The sequence below is a fragment of the Pseudomonas sp. HC1(2025) genome (assembly GCF_058742075.1).
This window is the reverse complement of the sequence record NZ_CP196017.1, coordinates 385,580-403,414: the sequence shown is the minus strand read 5'-3', so window position 1 is coordinate 403,414 and position 17,835 is coordinate 385,580. Positions and strand designations below refer to the sequence as shown.

Here is a 17,835-nt window from a genome sequence, read left to right as displayed (position 1 = left end):
ATACAATCAGGTCTGTAAAAGGAAGGTGACCGGCCCGTCATTGACCAAATGCACCTGCATATCCGCGCCAAAACGCCCCGACGCCACAGTGCCATGCAATTGTTGCGCTTGTAGCAACAAGTGCTCGAAAAGTGCCTCGCCCACTTCCGGAGGCGCCGCTGTGGAGAAGCTGGGCCGCAGGCCGCTCTTGGTATCGGCCGCCAGCGTGAACTGCGACACCAGCAGCAAACCGCCGCCAACGTCCTTCAACGACAGGTTCATCTTGCCCTCGTCGTCACTGAACACCCGATAGTTAAGCAGCTTATGCAACAGCTTGTCGGCACTGGCCGCTGTATCTGAAGGCTCGACGGCCACCAGTACCAGCAAACCCTGGTCTATCGCCCCCACCACTTCGCCTGCCACTTCGACCCGGGCGCCGCGCACCCGTTGTAAAAGCCCCTTCATGCTTCTTCTGGCGGCAGATCAAGCAGGCGCCGTGCCATCTCGTTCGTGGCTCGCACCAGCGCATCGGTGATTCCAGGCTCGGCGGCAGAATGACCCGCCTCGCGGATCACCTGCAATTCGCTGTTCGGCCAGGCTTGATGCAATTCCCAGGCATTGTCCAGCGGGCAGATCATATCGTAGCGGCCATGCACGATGACGCCCGGCAGATGAGCGATCTTGTGCATGTCGCGAATCAGCTGGTCGGGCTCCAGGAAGGAGTTATGGGTGAAGTAGTGGCACTCGATACGCGCAATCGACAAGGCGCGCTGGGGCTCGGAAAAACGCTCGATCAACTGCGGGTTGGGGCACAGGCCCAACATGCGGCCTTCCCAGGTGGACCAGGCCTTGGCGGCATGCATCTGGGCGATCTGGTCGTTGCCGGTCAGGCGCTTGTGGTAGGCGCTGATCATGTCGTGGCGTTCTTCCACAGGGATTGGCGCAATGTAGTCCTGCCAGTAATCGGGGAACAGACGGCTCGCGCCGGCCTGGTAGAACCACTGGATATCCTGGGGGCGGGCCAGGAAGATGCCGCGCACGATCAGGCCAAGCACACGCTCGGGGTGGGTTTGCGCATAGGCCAGGGCCAGGGTCGAGCCCCAGGAGCCGCCGAACAGCACCCACTTTTCAATGCCCAGGTGCTCGCGAATGCGCTCAAGGTCAGCGACCAGATCCCAGGTGGTGTTGTTTTCCAGGTTGGCCCGTGGCGTGGAGCGCCCGCAACCACGCTGGTCAAAGGTGACGATGCGGTACAGGTTGGGATCGAAATAGCAGCGGCTGTTGGCATCACAACCGGCGCCGGGGCCACCGTGGATGAAGACCACGGGCAAACCTTGCGGGGAACCACTTTCGTCGACATACAGCGTGTGGGTTTCATCGACGGCCAGATCGTGCCGGGCGTAGGGTTTGATCTGCGGGTACAAAGTCTGCATTGCGCACTCCGTAAGGGGTCGGTTCCATCCCTGGGGGGACGTCTATTATTTTGCCGTCTGGCATCATAAACCCGAATTGTGCAATGAGCATGTCCTTGAAGGCCTGGACCTGGGTCAGCGATCAGCCAGGAAGGTTCACGCAACCACGTGTGGGAGCGGGCTTGCTCGCGATAGCGGCGTATCAGTCGACATATTCGTGAACTGACAGACCGCCGTCGCGCGCAAGCCCGCTCCCACCGTTTGATCTTCGTTGCCTCAGGTGTAGTGCTTCTGGCCCCAGGCCAATAGCCCTTGCAGCAACTGCCTCAACACCACCCGCGTCGGTTCGGCCAGATCCTGCCGATACCTGAACGGCTCAAACTCCTCCATATACGTGCACTGCCCCAACTCCAGCTGCACCGCATGAATATCCTGCGCCGGGTTGCCGTAGTGCCGGGTGATATGCCCGCCCTTGAAGCGTCCGTTCAGCACATGGCTGTACTGCGGATGCGCCGCACAGATGGCTTGCAGCTGGCTGGCCAACTCGGGGTCGCAGGCGGCGCCATTGAAGGTGCCGAGGTTGAAGTCCGGCAACTTGCCGTCGAACAGGTGGGGGATCACCGAGCGGATCGAGTGGGCGTCGAACAGCAACGCGTAGCCAAATTCAGCCTTGAGCCGTGCCAGTTCCTGTTGCAGGGTCTGGTGATAAGGCGTCCAGATCTGCTCCAGGTAGGTCGCCCGCTCCGCCTTCGACGGCTCCTTGCCTTCGATAAACAACGGCATGCCATCAAACAGCGTCGCGGGAAACAGGCCGGTGGTCGCGCCGACATACAACGGCTTATCGTCAGACGGCCGGTTCAGGTCGATGACAAACCGCGAATACTCGGCCGCCAGGGTGCTGGCCCCCAGTTCCTGGGCAAAGTCGTACAGCGTGGGGATATGCCAGTCGGTATCCGGCAGGCTTTGCGCCTCGGGGATCAGGCCCGCGGCAACCGCAGGCGTCAGGCGCAGGCCGGCATGGGGCATGCTGATCAGCAGCGGCACACGGCCTTGTTTGAAGTTCAGAACCTTATCCACAGCAGTACTCCTTACTCACAAAGGCAGCCTTACACATCGACGTCGACGCCATGGCGCACGACGCGTTTATCCAGCTCGCCGCCCAGCCAGTAGGCCAGGTCGGCGGGGCGATCGATCTGCCAGGCGACAAAATCCGCGACCTTGCCCACTTCCAGCGAGCCGTGGGTGTCGCCCATGCCCAGTGCCGTGGCGGCATGTCGGGTGGCGCCGGCCAGGGCTTCTTCCGGGGTCATACGAAACAGGGTGCAGGCCATGTTCAGCATCAGCCGCACGGACAAGGCCGGCGAGGTGCCGGGGTTGAGGTCGCTGGCGATGGCGATCTTCACCCCGTGCTTGCGCAAGGCATCCATCGGCGGCAACTGGGTTTCGCGCAAAAAGTAGAACGCCCCCGGCAGCAACACGGCGACGGTGCCGGCAGCGGCCATGGCGATGGCGTCTTCTTCGGTCATGAACTCCAGGTGGTCCGCCGACAGCGCCTGATACCGCGCCGCCAGGCTGGAGCCGTGCAGCGACGACAGTTGCTCGGCATGCAGTTTTACCGGCAAGCCCAAGCGCTGCGCGACTTTGAACACGCGCTCTACCTGCTCGGTGGAAAACGCCAGGTATTCACAGAACGCATCCACCGCATCCACCAACCCTTCTGCCGCCAGGGCCGGCAGCATCTCGTTGCAGATGTGCTCGATGTAGTCGTCGGCGCGATCCTTGTACTCCGGCGGCAACGCATGGGCCGCCAGGCACGTGGCGCGTACGCTGACCGGCAACTCCTGCCCCAGGCGCCGGGCCACCCGCAGCATCTTGCGCTCGTTGGCCAGGTCCAGGCCGTAGCCGGACTTGATCTCTACCGTGGTCACGCCGTCACGCAGCAAACTGCGCAGGCGCTTGCGGCTGCTGTCGAACAGCTCGTCTTCCGTCGCCGCACGCGTGGCGCGCACGGTGCTGGCGATACCGCCGCCGGCCGCCGCGATCTCGGCGTAGCTCACGCCTTGCAGGCGCTGCTCGAATTCGCCGCTGCGGTTGCCGCCAAATACCGTGTGGGTATGGCAGTCGATCAGCCCTGGCGTGACCCACGCCCCTTGCAAGTCATGGGTCTGCCCGTAGTCGCCAGGCGGCAGCTCGGCACGGGGGCCGATCCACTCGATCAGCGAACCGGCCGTGACCATGGCGCCATCCTCGATGATCGAGTACTCGCCCCGAGCCATGGTTGCGATGTGGCAGTGTTGCCAAAGCGTTTTCATCAACGCCTCCCTAAGTTATCGGTGAGACAAAGCCGGGTCGTAATTGACCTTGGCCGCTTGCCCGGCTGCGGGCTTGACCCACAGCAGGTAGGCGAGGACCAGCAACACGATCCATACGGCGCCTACCAGCAGCGCGGCCTGGGTGTCCGGGAAGTAGCCCAGCACGCCAAAAATAAACAGCATGAACACAATGGCCGCCGCCGGCGCATAGGGCCAGAACGGTACCGGGAATTTCAGTTCGGCGATCTGCTCCCGGGTCATCGAGCGGCGCATTGCCACCTGCGTGACCAGGATCATCAGCCATACCCACACGGTAGCGAAGGTGGCAATAGAGGCAATCACCAGGAACACGTTTTCCGGGATCAGGTAGTTCAACACCACACCGCCCAGCAGCGCCGCGCCCATCACCACCACGGTCATCCATGGCACACCGTGGCGCGACAGTTGCGCAAAGCCCTTGGGCGCCTGCCCTTGCTGGGCCAGGCCGTACATCATGCGGCCGGCGCCGAAGATGTCACTGTTGATGGCCGAGACGGCCGCCGAGATCACCACGATATTGAGGATGGTCGCCGCCGAGCCAATCCCCAGGTTGCTGAAGATCTGCACGAATGGGCTGCCCTGGCTGCCGATCTGCGGCCATGGGTAGATGGCCATCAGCACAAACAGGGTCAGCACGTAGAACAGCAGGATGCGCAGCGGCACCGCGTTGATCGCCTTGGGGATCACCCGCTGCGGGTCCTTGGCTTCACCGGCAGTGATGCCGATGATTTCGATGCCGCCAAAGGCAAACATCACCACCGCAAACGAGGCGATCAGCCCGCCCACGCCATTGGGCATGAAGCCACCATGGGCCCAGAGGTTGCTCAACCCGGTGGCCGGGGCTTCGCCGGCCGAATGCACGCCGAACAGCATGATGCCGAACCCGCCGAGGATCATTGCGACAATCGCGCCGACCTTGAGCAGTGACAGCCAGAACTCCATTTCGCCAAATACCTTGACGTTGCACAGGTTCAGCCCGCCGATCAGCAGGACGATGCCGAGCACCCAGACCCAGCGTGCGACTTCGGGAAACCAGAAGCCCATGTAGATGCCAAAGGCGGTGACGTCTGCCAGGCAGACGATGATCATCTCGAAGGCGTAGGTCCAGCCGAGGATAAAACCGGCCATCGGGCCCAGGTAAGTGCTGGCGTATTGGCCGAACGAGCCGGACACCGGATTGTGCACGGCCATTTCCCCGAGGGCGCGCATCACCATGAACACGGCAGCGCCACCGATCAGGTAGGCCAGCAACACCGCCGGGCCAGCCATCTGGATGGCCGAGGCAGAGCCGTAGAACAGCCCGGTGCCGATCGCCGACCCCAGTGCCATGAAGCGAATATGGCGGGCGGTCAGCCCGCGTTTGAGACCTTGTGCTTGCTGGTGCATTTCTCGTCCCTAATTATTGTTATCCAGAGAGAATCCGAACCTATGGGCGATCACCTGTGAGAGCTGTCGAGCCTTGGCGAGGCTGCGATGGCGGCGGCACCGGCAACATTTATGTTGCCTGGCCCACCGCTATCGCAGCCTCGCGGGGCGAGACAGCTCCCACACGGGATCGGGGTGGTGCTTAGAGACTTGGCAGCAGCTTGGCCGGCACCAATTCGTTCAGGCAGCGGCTGGCCAACAGCTCGCTGGCAGCGTTGATGTCCGGGGCGAAGAAGCGGTCCTTGTCGTAGAAGCCCACTTTGGCGCGCAGGATCCCACGGGCCTTTTCCAGCTTGGGCGAGGTTTTCAGGCCATCGCGCAGGTCCAGGCCCTGGCAGGCGGCCAGCCATTCCACTGCGAGAACCCCACGGGTGTTTTCGGCCATTTCCCACAGGCGCTTGCCGGCAGCCGGCGCCATCGACACGTGGTCCTCCTGGTTGGCCGACGTCGGCAGGCTGTCGACGCTATGGGGATGGGACAACGCCTTGTTCTCGCTGGCCAACGCCGCCGCCGTCACCTGAGCGATCATGAAGCCGGAGTTGACCCCGCCATTGCCCACCAGGAACGGCGGCAATTGCGACATGTGCTTGTCCATCATCAACGAGATGCGGCGCTCGCTCAGGGAGCCGATTTCAGCGATGGCCAGGGCCATGTTGTCGGCGGCCATCGCCACCGGTTCGGCGTGGAAGTTACCGCCGGAGATCACATCGCCTTCGGCGGCGAACACCAGCGGGTTATCGGATACGGCGTTGGCTTCGACCACCAACACCTCTGCCGCCTGGCGGAACTGGGTCAGGCAGGCGCCCATGACTTGCGGCTGGCAACGCAGGGAGTACGGGTCTTGCACCTTGTCGCAATTCTGGTGGGACTGGGACACCTGGCTGCTGTCGCCGAGCAGGTCGCGATAAGCGGCGGCCGAGTCAATCTGCCCACGCTGGCCACGGGCCGCATGAATGCGCGCGTCGAACGGCGAGCGCGAGCCCAGCACCGCTTCCACGGTCAGGCCGCCACAGGCGATAGCGGCGGCGAACAGGTCTTCGCCTTCAAACAAACCGCGCAAGGCGTAAGCGGTGGAGACCTGGGTGCCGTTGAGCAGCGCCAGGCCTTCCTTGGCGGCCAGGGTCAGGGGCGCAAGGCCGGCGACTTTCAGCGCTTCGGTCGCCTCCAGCCACTCACCTTTGTAACGGGCCTTGCCTTCGCCCAGCAGCACCAGGGACATATGGGCCAGCGGCGCCAAGTCTCCGGAAGCACCGACCGAGCCCTTGAGCGGGATATGGGGGTAGACCTCGGCGTTGATCAGGGCGATCAGCGCATCGATTACCTGGCGGCGAATCCCGGAAAAACCCCGGCTCAGGCTGTTGACCTTGAGCACCATCACCAAACGCACCAGCGCATCGCTGATCGGCTCGCCAACGCCGGCCGCGTGGGACAACACCAGGGAACGCTGGAGGTTTTCCAGGTCTTCGCTGGCGATACGGGTCGAGGCCAGCAGGCCGAAACCGGTGTTGATGCCATAGGCGGTGCGGTTCTCGGCGAGAATCTGCTCGACACAGGCCACACTGGCTTCGATCTGCGCCGAGGCGCTGTCATCCAGGCTGAGGGTTACCGGCTGCTGGTAGATGGCCCGCAGTTGGGCAAGGGTCAGTTGGCCTGGAATCAGATTTAGCGCAGTCACATTCATGCTCCTTTTGAAATAGGGTTCAGTGCAAATTCGGTAAAACGTGGTTCAGCAAATCAGGGGTGTTGAGCAGCTTTGCGGTGGTCGCGATATCCGGTGCCAACCAGCGGTCCTGCTCATAGGCCGGGACGTGCTCGCGCAGCAGGCGCCAAGCCACGTGGGTGCCGGCGCCGAAGCCTTGGTGTTTGAGGAACTCAAAGGCCTGGGCCGCCAGCAGGTATTCGATGGCGAGGATCTGGGTGACGTTTGCCAGCACCGAATGCAGCTTGAGCGCAGCGTTGGTGCCCATGCTCAGGTGGTCTTCCTGCAGGCCCGAGGTGACGAAATTGTCGAGCACCGCCGGCTGCGCCAGTTGACGATTCTGCCCACAGAGGGAAGCGGCGACGTACTGCACGATCATCATCCCCGAGTTGACCCCAGGGTTGCTCACCAGGAACGCCGGCAAGCCGCTGACGTGAGGGTTGATCAGGCGGTCCAGGCGGCGCTCGGCGATGGAACCGATCTCGGCCATGGCGATAGCCAGCATATCCGCCGCCAGTGCCACGGACTGCCCGTGGGGGTTGGCCTGGGACACCACGCGGTAGTTGTCTGGCGTGCCGAGCAGTAACGGGTTGTCGGTGGCGCCGTTGAGTTCGGTTTCAATCTGGCGGGTGGCGTGCTCCAGTTGATCGCGGGCGGCGCCGTGGACCTGGGGGATCGAACGGATGCTCAGCGCGTCCTGGGTACGAATGCCCCGGCTGGCGGCAATCACCTCGCTGCCCGCGAGCAAAGCCCGCAGGTTGCTGCCGACCTGCTGCATGCCAGGGTGTGGCTTGAGGGCAATGATCTGCTCGTCGAACGCATCGATCTGCCCGCGCTGTGCTTCAAAGCTCATGGCGCCGATCACATCGGCCCATTGCAGCAAATGGTGGGCATCGGCCAGGGCCAGGCAGCTCAGGCCGCTCATGCACGGCGTGCCATTGACCAGGCACAGGCCGTCCTTGGCACCGAGCACCACCGGCTGCAGGCCTTCGGCGGCCAAGGCGGCCTGGGCGGTAACGATCTGGCCGCGATAGCTGACATTTCCCACACCCAGCAAGGCAATGCCGATATGGGCCATGTGTGTCAGGTAGCCCACCGAACCCTGGGACGGTACCTGCGGGGTAATGCCATGGTTGAGCAGCGCCAGCAACGAATGCACCACCTGCGGATGCAGGCCGGACTTGCCCTGGCTGTAGTTGAGGATAGCGGCGCAGATGATGGCGCGAGTCTGCTCATCGGTAAGCGGCGCACCGACACCGCAGGCGTGGCTGAGCAAAGTATTGCGCGACAGCTGGCTCAGTTGCTCGCCCTTGAGCGACACATTGCACAACGCGCCCAGGCCGGTGTTGACACCATAGGCGCGCTCGCCGCCGGTGACGATGCGTTGCACGATGGACTGGGCATTGTCGATGCGCGCCCAGGCCTGGCCCGACAGCGCAAGCTCGGCGCCGAAGCGCGCGACGGCGACCACGTCCTGCCAGTGCAGGGGGGTGTCGGCGATGACGATTTTTTTAGCCTGGGACATCTTCATACCTTCTTCAAATTTTTGCGGCCTTGCCGGCCTCTTCGCGAGCAAGCCCGCTCCCACATTTTGATTTGTGAATGCATTCAAATGTGGGAGCTGGCTTGCCTGCGATGAGGCCGGCCAATTCACCACAAGGCTCGGTTCAGACCACCGCCGCCCGCCGCTGAACAAACCGGTCCACGTACTCATCGGCCGGCGAATGCAAGATCTCCCGCGGCGTGCCGACCTGGATCAGCTTGCCGTCCTTGAGGATCGCGATGCGATTGCCGATGCGCACGGCCTCGTCCAGGTCGTGGGTGATAAACACGATGGTCTTGTGCAGGGTCTTTTGCAGTTCCAGCAACTGGTCCTGCATCTCGGCACGGATCAGCGGGTCGAGGGCACTGAACGCTTCGTCCATCAGGATGATGTCGGTGTCAGCCGCCAGGGCCCGGGCCAGGCCCACCCGTTGGCGCATGCCGCCCGACAACTGGTGCGGGTATTTGTTTTCATACCCCTTCAAACCCACGGTTGCGATCCAGTGCAAGGCACGCTCGGTGCACACTTGCTTGGTTTCGCCGCGCACTTTCAGGCCATAGGCCACGTTGTCCAGCACGCTCTTGTGCGGCAGCAGGCCGAAGCTCTGGAACACCATGCTGATCTTGTGCCGACGGAACTGGCGCAAGGCGTCCATATCCAGTTGCAGAATGTCTTCGCCGTCCACCAGGATCGCGCCGCTGGTGGGGTCGATCAGGCGGTTGAAGTGGCGCACCAGGGTGGACTTACCGGAACCCGACAGGCCCATGATCACAAAGATCTCGCCGGTGCCGATGCTCAGGGACAGGTCATTGACCCCCACCACGCAACCGGTCTGCGCCAGCACCTGGTCCTTGGTCTGGCCCTGGCCAATCAGCGCCAGGGCTTCCTTGTCACGGGCGCCGAAAATCTTGAATACGTTTTTAACTTCGATCTTGCTGACAATAGTCATTTGCTCGCCTCATGCCGTGGACGACCATAGGCCTGGGTAATGCGGTCGATGACCACTGCGAGAATCACAATCGCCAGGCCAGCCTCCAGGCCGCGCCCGACGTTAAGGGTCTGGATGCCCACCAGCACGTCTTCACCCAGGCCACGGGCGCCGATCATCGAGGCGATCACCACCATCGACAGGGCCATCATGGTGGTCTGGTTGATCCCGGCCATGATGCTCGGCAGGGCCAGCGGCAGTTGCACGCCAAACAGCTGCTGCCAGCGGTTGGCGCCAAAGGCATTGATGGCTTCCATCACTTCCCGATCCACCTGGCGAATGCCCAGGTCGGTCAGGCGAATCAATGGCGGCGCGGCGTAGATCACCGTGGCGAAAATCGCCGGCACCTTGCCCAGGCCAAACAGCATCAATACCGGGATCAGGTACACGAAGCTGGGCATGGTCTGCATGATATCCAGCAGCGGCATCAGCACCGAGCGCAGGCGATTGCTGCGCGCCGAGAGGATGCCCAGGGGAATGCCGATCAGCACCGAGATCACCGTGGCCACCATCATCAGCGCCAGGGTTTGCATCAGCTTGTCCCACAGGCCGACCGCGCCCACCAGGAACAGCAGGCCGACGATCACCGCCGTGGTCAGCACCTTGCGGGTGGCGTGCCAGGCAACGCCGCCGACTATCGCCAGCATCAGCCACCAGGGCGCCGCGCGCAGCAGGCCTTCCAGGTTGACGATGGCCCACAGCAAGGTGTCGGAAATCTGCCGGAACACATCGCCGTAGTTGGTCACCAACCCATCGACCCAACCGTTGACCCAGTCGGCGATGGAAAACGTAAAACTCTCAGGAAACATAACGTGCTCTCGATCCAGTGGAGTGTGGCCGGGTGTCCGGCTGCCTGTTCAGGGTAGCCGGGAGCACTGTGCCTACAAGGCCGCGTCTATTTTCTTGGCTGCGTCTTCACTGACCCAGGCGTGCCAGACCTCTGGATGCTCCTTGAGGAAAATCTTCGCCAGCTTCGACGAATCAATCCGCTCTTTGCTCATGCGCGCCAGGTTCTGGTTGAGCAGGTCGATCGGCAGGTTGACCTTCTCCAGCACCGCCACCAGTTCCGGGGCCTGCTCGTGGAACGTTTTGGACAGGCCGACCTTGATGGTCACGCTTTTATCCACGCCGGGTTTTTCGTCGAGCTTGACCAGGTCCACCTGGCCCATCAGTGGCGTCGGCGACCAGTAGTAGAACAGGATCGGTTCGCCACGCTTGTAGCTCGACAGCACCGCTGCATCCAGCGCCGGGCCGGTGCCTGGGCGGAAGTTTGTGTAGGAATTTTCCAGGCCGTAGCTCTTGAGCATTTCGCTGTTGTCCAGCTCGCAGGTCCAGCCGGCCGGGCAGTTGTAGAAACGGCCTTTGGCGGGCTCTTCCTGGTCCTTGAACACTGCGGAATACTTGGCCAGGTCGGCGATGCTTTTCAGGTCCGGGGCCTTGGCTTCGAGCTTGCGGTTGGCGTCGCCTTCGATCACGTAGCGCGGCACGTACCAGCCTTCAACCGCGCCGACCACGGGCGCACCGACACCCACGACCTTGCCGGCCTTCTCGGCCTTTTTCCACACTTCACTGCGGCCAACCCACTCTTCGGCGAAGATCTGGATATCGTTACTGCCCAGGGCGTTTTCCATGGTGATGGAATTGCCCGGCAGGCTATCGGTTTTACAGTCGTAGCCTTTTTCCAGGACCACTTGCAGGACGTCAGTCAGCAACATGCCGCTTTCCCAGTTCAGGCCGGCGAACTTCACCGGCTTGCCCGACTCGCACCAGCCGGCCGCCTGGGTGGCGCCAGCGCTGGCCAGCAGGCCGGCGGCGAGCAATGGGGTCAGCAGGGTCTTATGCATTCTCATTATGTGACGCTCCCAATCATGAAATGGATTACGGCAGTCAAAAGGCATCCTGCCTTGTCCACGTCCCATCAGGCTTGTGCACTCAGCCCGTTGTTTTTAGGGGTAACTTGGGGTGCAGCGCCCTGCTCTACCGGCAGGATCAGCCGCTTAGGAATCGCACCGTGCCATTTTTTCGCACACAGGTAATACAGGGCGGCGGGCAGTACCAGGCCGATGATCCAGGAAATATCCACCCCCCCCAGGCTGGCCACCAGGGGACCGGTGTAGAACTTGGTGGCGATGAACGGCAACTGCACCAGCACCCCGAACACATAGACGCTGATCCCCAGCGGGTTCCAGCGGCCGTAGCGGCCATTTGGATCGGCCAGCGCCGGCACGTCATAGCGATCGCGGGTGATGCAGTAGTAGTCCACCAGGTTGATCGCGCTCCAGGGCGTAAAGAACGCCAGCAAAAACAGGATGAAGGACTTGAACGCACTGAGGAACGAGTGCTGCCCGAGCAACGCGATCAGAGTCGCCGCGCCGACGATGGCCAGCACGAAAACCAGGCGCTGCATGCGCGAAACCTCCATGCGCCCGCGAAAACCGCTGACGATGGTCGCAATGCACATGAAGCTGCCGTAGGAGTTCAGCGTGGAAATGGTGACCTTGCCGAACGCGATGCTGAAATACAGCAGTGCCGCCGTAGCCCCCGTGCCGCCCAGGCCCACGATGTAGGCCACTTCGTTACCGGCAAATTTGCCGTTGGACATCGCAGCGGCAAACACACCGAGGATCATCGCCACCTGGGCGCCAATGACCGAGCCTGCGCCTGCGGCCAGGAAGGTTTTCACCGAGGACGTGTTGCGCGGCAGGTAGCGGGAATAGTCCGCCACATAGGGCCCGAAGGCGATCTGCCAGGAGGCCGCGAGCGATACCGCGAGTAGGAAGCTGCTCCAGCTGAAGTGACGGATTTGCAGGAGTGCGCCAACGTCGGTCTGGCTCATCAGGCGGCTGAACAGGTAGACAAAGGCAATCACGCCAATGACGCTGGCGACACGGCCGATGAAATGGATCACCCGGTAACCGAGCACCGTGACCAGCACGATGACACTGGCGAAAATCAGAATGCCAACACTGTCGCTGACCCCAAACAACTGGCCCAGCGCCTGGCCGGACAGCACGGTCCCGGTGGCGGTGAAACCGAGGTACATCAAGCACACCAGCACAATCGGGATGGCTGCGCCATACACACCGAACTGCACCCGGCTGGAAATCATCTGCGGCAGGCCAAGCCTGGGCCCTTGCGCCGCATGCAACGCCATCACGCCGCCGCCCAGCAGTTGACCGACCAACAGACCGATCAACGACCAGAACACATCACCGCCCAGCACCACGGCCAGGGCCCCGGTGACAATCGCGGTGATTTGCAGGTTGGCACCCATCCACAGGGTGAACTGGCTCAATAGACGACCGTGTCTTTCCGCTTCCGGGATGTAGTCGATCGAACGCCTTTCGATCAACGGGGTGGAGCTTGCACGCGCGTCTTTTGCAGCCATGGGTATTCAACCTCTAATGGATTGTTTTCGGTGGTGCGGCTCAAACATGTTTCAAATACACAGCAGGTCAAATGTGGGAGCTGGCTTGCCTGCGATGCGGGCGACTGGGTCTGTCAGGCAGACCGGGCTGATGCCATCGCAGGCAAGCCAGCTCCCACAAGGCGTTACTTGATCATTGGCAGGTTCAGGCCCTGCTCCTTGGCGCAATCGATAGCGATCTGGTAACCCGCATCGGCATGACGCATCACCCCGGTGGCCGGGTCGTTATGCAGCACGCGGGCAATGCGCTCGGCGGCTTCGTCGGTACCGTCGCAGACGATGACCATGCCGGAGTGCTGGGAGAAGCCCATGCCCACGCCACCGCCGTGGTGCAGCGAAACCCAGGTCGCACCGCTGGCGGTGTTGAGCAGGGCGTTGAGCAGTGGCCAGTCGGACACGGCGTCGGAACCGTCCTGCATGGATTCGGTTTCGCGGTTGGGGCTTGATACCGAGCCGGAGTCCAGGTGGTCACGGCCGATCACCACCGGTGCCGACAGTTCGCCGCTGCGCACCATTTCGTTGAATGCCAGGCCGAGCTTGGCGCGCTGGCCCAGGCCAACCCAGCAGATGCGCGCCGGCAGGCCCTGGAAGCTGATGCGCTCGCGCGCCATGTCCAGCCAGTTGTGCAGGTGGGCGTCGTCGGGGATCAGTTCTTTGACTTTGGCGTCGGTTTTGTAGATGTCCTGCGGGTCGCCCGACAGTGCCGCCCAACGGAACGGGCCGATGCCACGGCAGAACAGCGGGCGGATGTAGGCCGGTACAAAGCCTGGGAAGTCGAATGCGTTTTCCACGCCTTCTTCCTGCGCCATCTGACGAATGTTGTTGCCGTAGTCGAAGGTCGGTACGCCCATTTTCTGGAAGTCCAGCATCGCCTTGACGTGTACGGCCATCGACTGCTTGGCGGCCTTGATCACGGCGGCCGGTTCGGTCTTGGCGCGGGCGCGGTATTGGTCCCAGGTCCAACCGGCGGGCAGGTAGCCATTGAGTGGGTCGTGGGCGCTGGTCTGGTCAGTGACCATGTCTGGGCGCACGCCGCGCTTGACCAGTTCAGGGAGGATTTCGGCAGCGTTGCCCAGCAGGGCGATGGAGATGGCCTTGCCTTCCTTGGTGTACTTGGCGATGCGCGCCAGGGCGTCGTCGAGGTCGCTGGCTTGTTCGTCGACATAACGGCTGTTCAAGCGGAAGTCGATACTGACCTGCTGGCATTCAATGTTCAGCGAGCACGCGCCGGCCAGGGTCGCGGCCAGAGGCTGGGCGCCGCCCATGCCGCCGAGGCCGGCAGTGAGCACCCAACGGCCCTTGAGGTTTGAATCGTAATGCTGGCGACCGGCCTCGACGAAGGTTTCGTAGGTGCCCTGAACGATGCCCTGGCTGCCGATGTAGATCCAGCTGCCGGCGGTCATCTGGCCGTACATGGCCAGGCCCTTGGCATCCAGTTCGTTGAAATGCTCCCAACTGGCCCAGTGCGGCACCAGGTTGGAGTTGGCGATCAACACACGCGGGGCATTGCTGTGGGTCTTGAACACGCCGACCGGCTTGCCCGATTGCACCAGCAGGGTTTCGTCGTCGTTCAGGTTGGTCAGGCTTTCGACGATCTGGTCGTAGCACTCCCAGTTACGCGCCGCACGGCCGATACCGCCGTACACCACCAACTCTTTAGGGTTCTCGGCCACTTGCGGGTCGAGGTTGTTCATCAGCATGCGCAGCGGCGCTTCAGTCAGCCAGCTTTTGGCGGTGAGCGTGTTGCCACGGGCGGCGCGGATTTCAACGTCGCGGTACTTGGTAGGCTTGTTCTGGGAAAAGTCAGTCACAAAAAACTCCTCAGCAATCGATGCGCGAACACGATGGTGCGAAGAGGATGTTTAGCGACTCTTATGCACACACCTTTACTTGTACATACAAGCATATGCAATCGAGCGGCCAACTTGATGAGAGAGAGCTTAAGATTTTTTTGTGGTGGGCGTGCAGGCCTCGGAAATCAAGGCTTCGAGGCTTGATGAAATTTCTTAAAGCACTGGTTTGGACAGTTGGGGAGTTGTTACAAAAGCAGGGTATTGCGCCATGCTGGGGCATTCGGTAACAACTTGGTGCGGGACTGGAAACAGATTGTGCAGCCTATACATAACCCATGTGGGAGCTGGACTGCCTGCGATAGCCATTTGTCTGACACACCGCAATCGCAGGCAAGCCAGCTCCCACAGGTTTAATCGCGTGCGGTCAGTTCGATCAGGCAGCAGCGACCTGTCACGCCGATATCCAGCAAGTCACTGTTACCGTCCACCTGCAAACAATCATGATGGCCCAGCACTTCGCCCAGCACCTTCACCTCATCGGCCACACTGAACACCAGCACGGTGTGAGCGGTACTGAAAAACTGCTGCACCCCGTCCACCCATTGCAAACGTGCGTGGTAACGCTGGGGCGAATAGATCAGGTTGAAGTCGCGAATCGGCCCGGTGATCAGGCGGCACGCCACCTGGCTTTCACCCTTGAAGGCAAACGGCTGCAGAGGCAGCAGGCCGCGCTGCTCTTCGCCGTCCACCGTCAGCACCATGCCGGCACCCTGGATCACGGTGATGATCCGCTGATACCCGGCAAACGTGGAAAAACCACCCGACTCGCCGATGTCGGCAATCGACAGGCGCCAGCCAAAACCGTCGAGGCCAAAGCCTGCATCACGGGTGATTTCTTCGGTGCTGCCACCGCCGTTTTTCCACGGCATGCGGACGTAATCGGCGGCGCGCCAGACCTTGACTGCACTCATTTGCTGAAGCGTCCTTCGAGGCTATGCCGCGAACCTGGGTGGATCAGCCGCGCAGCGGTCACCGGCTGGCGCCCGGACCAGGTGCGCCGGCGAATCAGCAGGCACGGCTCGCCCGCCTCGATCTGCAGCAGCTTGCATTCCTGTGGGTCGGCCAGGATCGCTTCCACCACATGCTCACCCTCGGTCAGCGGCGCCACCTGGTTGAGATAGGCGTAGGGGGTTTGCTGGGTGAAATCCTGTTGCAGGTACTGGGGGGCGACCAGGGCGTTGACGAAACGGTCTTCGATTTGCACCGGGATATCGTTTTCGTAGTGCACGATCAGCGAGTGGAACACCCGCCCGCCTTCACGCATTTCCAGGGCCACGGCGCGCTCGGAACCAGCAGCCTCCTCGCCCAGGGTAATCACCTTGCAGGTGTGGCGATGGCCGCGGGAGGCGATCTCATCGGCGATGTTATGCACCTCGAACAGCGCCGACTGGCTCTTGGGCTCGGCAACGAAGGTGCCGACGCCTTGCATGCGCACCAGCAGACCTTCGGCGGTCAGCTCCCGCAGGGCGCGGTTGATGGTCATGCGGCTGAAGCCCAACTGGTTGACCAACTCGCTTTCCGACGGCACACGATAGTGCGGCGGCCAGTTGCCGTTGAGAATCTGCTGGCTGATCATCTGCTTGACGCGGGCATACAAGGGCGCCGGACTTTCGTCCATGTGGGCAGCCAGCGGGGACTTGGCGGGCGGAGTCGGCACGGGGAATCCTTGCAGGAGGAAAAGATGCATAGATTGCCGGAGTTTACCGAGCAGGCAAACGTCTGTATATGTATATACAAATAAACACACGACCGGGGTGCCTTGATCATGTCCGCTTTCTTTGCCGAACGCGCGCTGCTGCCTAATGGATGGGCCACTGATGTACGCCTTGAAGTCAGCGCCGATGGCCTGCTGACCAACGTGACGGCCAATGCCAGCGCAGACGGCGCCGAACGACTGAGAGGCCCAGTGTTGCCGGGCATGCCGAACCTGCACTCCCATGCGTTCCAACGGGCCATGGCGGGGCTAGCGGAAGTCGCCGGCAACCCCAATGACAGCTTCTGGACCTGGCGTGACCTGATGTACCGCATGGTCGGCCAGATCAGCCCCGAGCAATTGCAGGTCATCGCGCGCCAGCTGTATATCGAGATGCTCAAGGCTGGCTACACCTCGGTCGCCGAGTTCCACTATGTGCACCACGATATCAGCGGCCAGCCTTACAGCGACCCCACCGAACTGTCGCGCCAGATCAGCCTGGCCGCGGCCAGCAGCGGGATCGGCCTGACCTTGCTGCCAGTGCTCTACAGCCACTCGGGCTTTGGCGGCCAGGCGCCGAACGACGGCCAGCGCCGCTTTATCAACAGCACCGATAACTACCTGGAGCTGCAAGCGCGCCTGCAACCGATCCTGGCGGCACAACCGGCCCAGCAACTGGGCCTGTGTTTCCACTCATTGCGCGCGGTAACGCCGCAACAGATCAGCGCAGTGCTGGCCGCCAGCGACCAGGCCTGCCCGGTGCATATCCACATCGCCGAACAGCAAAAGGAAGTCGATGACTGCCTGGCCTGGAGCGGCAAGCGCCCGCTGCAATGGCTGTATGACAATGTGCACGTCGACCAGCGCTGGTGCCTGGTGCACGCCACCCACGCCAACCCCGACGAAGTGACATTGATGGCCAACAGCCGGGCGATCGCCGGGCTGTGCCTGACCACCGAGGCCAACCTGGGCGACGGGATCTTCCCGGCGGTGGACTTCCTGGCCCAGGGTGGGCGCATGGGGATTGGGTCGGACAGCCATGTGTCCTTGAGCGTGGTCGAAGAACTGCGCTGGCTGGAATACGGCCAGCGCCTGCGCGACCAGCGGCGAAACCGGCTGTATCGCAGCGATCAACCGATGGTCGGCCGCACCCTGTATGACGCAGCCCTGGACGGCGGCGCGCAGGCGCTGGGGCAACCGATTGGCCGCCTGGAAGTCGGCAAGCGTGCGGACTGGCTGGTGCTCGATGGCAATGATCCGTACCTGGCGACGGCCCATGAGGATGGCATTCTTAATCGCTGGTTGTTTGCTGGAGGGGACCGGCAGGTGCGCGATGTGCTGGTCAACGGCCAGTGGGTGGTGCGCGATGGGCATCATGCGGGCGAGGAAGAGAGCAGCCGGGCCTTCACGCAAGTCCTCAAAGACCTACTGTCTTAAGAACAACACATAACCCCTGTGGGAGCGG

General features: G+C 62.3%; 15 protein-coding genes. 1 reads left to right on the top strand and 14 read right to left on the bottom strand.

The window, feature by feature from the left end:
* Positions 1 to 6: 6 nt before the first annotated feature.
* The 14 genes from dtd to hutC form a co-directional block, all read right to left on the bottom strand.
* The gene (dtd, locus tag ACSSVH_RS01690; protein ID WP_170058138.1) at positions 7 to 444 is read right to left on the bottom strand and encodes a D-aminoacyl-tRNA deacylase; all 438 of its coding nucleotides are present in this window, start codon (positions 442 to 444) and stop codon (positions 7 to 9) included.
* Positions 441 to 1,412: a prolyl aminopeptidase gene (gene pip, locus ACSSVH_RS01685; RefSeq protein ID WP_159906186.1), complete on the bottom strand. Its 972-nt coding sequence runs from the start codon at positions 1,410 to 1,412 to the stop codon at positions 441 to 443. The genes dtd and pip overlap by 4 nt, the downstream gene beginning before the upstream one ends.
* 255 nt (positions 1,413 to 1,667) lie before the next feature.
* Entirely contained in the window at positions 1,668 to 2,468 is an 801-nt protein-coding gene (gene hutG, locus ACSSVH_RS01680; protein WP_492633994.1) for an N-formylglutamate deformylase, read from the bottom strand.
* 29 nt (positions 2,469 to 2,497) lie between these two features.
* The gene (gene hutI, locus ACSSVH_RS01675; protein WP_492633993.1) at positions 2,498 to 3,703 is read right to left on the bottom strand and encodes an imidazolonepropionase; all 1,206 of its coding nucleotides are present in this window, start codon (positions 3,701 to 3,703) and stop codon (positions 2,498 to 2,500) included.
* A gap of 15 nt (positions 3,704 to 3,718) precedes the next feature.
* Positions 3,719 to 5,128, bottom strand: coding sequence for an amino acid permease (locus ACSSVH_RS01670; protein ID WP_169955666.1), 1,410 nt, complete (start codon positions 5,126 to 5,128; stop codon positions 3,719 to 3,721).
* Between the two features lie 181 nt (positions 5,129 to 5,309).
* Positions 5,310 to 6,848, bottom strand: coding sequence for a histidine ammonia-lyase (gene hutH / locus ACSSVH_RS01665; RefSeq protein ID WP_170042374.1), 1,539 nt, complete (start codon positions 6,846 to 6,848; stop codon positions 5,310 to 5,312).
* A 19-nt stretch (positions 6,849 to 6,867) separates the two neighbouring features.
* Positions 6,868 to 8,391, bottom strand: a complete 1,524-nt coding sequence (locus ACSSVH_RS01660; RefSeq protein WP_169955664.1) for an HAL/PAL/TAL family ammonia-lyase — start codon at positions 8,389 to 8,391, stop codon at positions 6,868 to 6,870.
* Positions 8,392 to 8,533: 142 nt separating this feature from the next.
* Positions 8,534 to 9,358 carry a quaternary amine ABC transporter ATP-binding protein gene (locus ACSSVH_RS01655; protein ID WP_169955663.1) on the bottom strand — a complete coding sequence of 275 codons (825 nt, stop codon included), beginning with the start codon at positions 9,356 to 9,358 and terminating at the stop codon, positions 8,534 to 8,536.
* A complete protein-coding gene (locus tag ACSSVH_RS01650; RefSeq protein WP_076961686.1) occupies positions 9,355 to 10,206 on the bottom strand; it encodes an ABC transporter permease in 852 nt (283 codons plus the stop codon). The genes ACSSVH_RS01655 and ACSSVH_RS01650 overlap by 4 nt, the downstream gene beginning before the upstream one ends.
* A 72-nt stretch (positions 10,207 to 10,278) precedes the next feature.
* Positions 10,279 to 11,247 (bottom strand): ABC transporter substrate-binding protein, encoded by a 969-nt coding sequence (locus ACSSVH_RS01645; RefSeq protein WP_492633992.1) that lies wholly within the window; start codon positions 11,245 to 11,247, stop codon positions 10,279 to 10,281.
* 68 nt (positions 11,248 to 11,315) lie between these two features.
* Complete coding sequence (locus tag ACSSVH_RS01640; protein WP_492633991.1) at positions 11,316 to 12,785, bottom strand: purine-cytosine permease family protein; 1,470 nt, start codon at positions 12,783 to 12,785, stop codon at positions 11,316 to 11,318.
* 164 nt (positions 12,786 to 12,949) lie between these two features.
* Positions 12,950 to 14,635, bottom strand: a complete 1,686-nt coding sequence (gene hutU / locus ACSSVH_RS01635; protein ID WP_492633990.1) for a urocanate hydratase — start codon at positions 14,633 to 14,635, stop codon at positions 12,950 to 12,952.
* Positions 14,636 to 15,027: 392 nt separating this feature from the next.
* On the bottom strand, positions 15,028 to 15,588 hold the full coding sequence (locus ACSSVH_RS01630; protein ID WP_432754919.1) for a HutD/Ves family protein: 561 nt from the start codon (positions 15,586 to 15,588) through the stop codon (positions 15,028 to 15,030).
* Positions 15,585 to 16,364 (bottom strand): histidine utilization transcriptional repressor HutC, encoded by a 780-nt coding sequence (hutC, locus tag ACSSVH_RS01625; protein ID WP_169955658.1) that lies wholly within the window; start codon positions 16,362 to 16,364, stop codon positions 15,585 to 15,587. Before hutC ends, ACSSVH_RS01630 begins: the two co-directional genes overlap by 4 nt.
* 78 nt (positions 16,365 to 16,442) lie before the next feature.
* On the opposite strand from hutC, the gene ACSSVH_RS01620 reads away from it, so the two are divergent.
* The gene (locus tag ACSSVH_RS01620; RefSeq protein ID WP_492633989.1) at positions 16,443 to 17,807 is read left to right on the top strand and encodes a formimidoylglutamate deiminase; all 1,365 of its coding nucleotides are present in this window, start codon (positions 16,443 to 16,445) and stop codon (positions 17,805 to 17,807) included.
* Positions 17,808 to 17,835 lie beyond the last annotated feature (28 nt).

What these genes read in the sequence shown, in the direction of transcription:
- dtd (WP_170058138.1), bottom strand. Translation starts at nt 444, where the DNA reads ATGAAGGGGCTTTTACAACGGGTGCGCGGCGCCCGGGTCGAAGTGGCA.
- pip (WP_159906186.1), bottom strand. Translation starts at nt 1,412, where the DNA reads ATGCAGACTTTGTACCCGCAGATCAAACCCTACGCCCGGCACGATCTG.
- hutI (WP_492633993.1), bottom strand. Translation starts at nt 3,703, where the DNA reads ATGAAAACGCTTTGGCAACACTGCCACATCGCAACCATGGCTCGGGGC.
- ACSSVH_RS01670 (WP_169955666.1), bottom strand. Translation starts at nt 5,128, where the DNA reads ATGCACCAGCAAGCACAAGGTCTCAAACGCGGGCTGACCGCCCGCCAT.
- hutH (WP_170042374.1), bottom strand. Translation starts at nt 6,848, where the DNA reads ATGAATGTGACTGCGCTAAATCTGATTCCAGGCCAACTGACCCTTGCC.
- ACSSVH_RS01660 (WP_169955664.1), bottom strand. Translation starts at nt 8,391, where the DNA reads ATGTCCCAGGCTAAAAAAATCGTCATCGCCGACACCCCCCTGCACTGG.
- ACSSVH_RS01655 (WP_169955663.1), bottom strand. Translation starts at nt 9,358, where the DNA reads ATGACTATTGTCAGCAAGATCGAAGTTAAAAACGTATTCAAGATTTTC.
- ACSSVH_RS01650 (WP_076961686.1), bottom strand. Translation starts at nt 10,206, where the DNA reads ATGTTTCCTGAGAGTTTTACGTTTTCCATCGCCGACTGGGTCAACGGT.
- ACSSVH_RS01645 (WP_492633992.1), bottom strand. Translation starts at nt 11,247, where the DNA reads ATGAGAATGCATAAGACCCTGCTGACCCCATTGCTCGCCGCCGGCCTG.
- ACSSVH_RS01640 (WP_492633991.1), bottom strand. Translation starts at nt 12,785, where the DNA reads ATGGCTGCAAAAGACGCGCGTGCAAGCTCCACCCCGTTGATCGAAAGG.
- ACSSVH_RS01630 (WP_432754919.1), bottom strand. Translation starts at nt 15,588, where the DNA reads ATGAGTGCAGTCAAGGTCTGGCGCGCCGCCGATTACGTCCGCATGCCG.
- hutC (WP_169955658.1), bottom strand. Translation starts at nt 16,364, where the DNA reads ATGCATCTTTTCCTCCTGCAAGGATTCCCCGTGCCGACTCCGCCCGCC.
- ACSSVH_RS01620 (WP_492633989.1), top strand. Translation starts at nt 16,443, where the DNA reads ATGTCCGCTTTCTTTGCCGAACGCGCGCTGCTGCCTAATGGATGGGCC.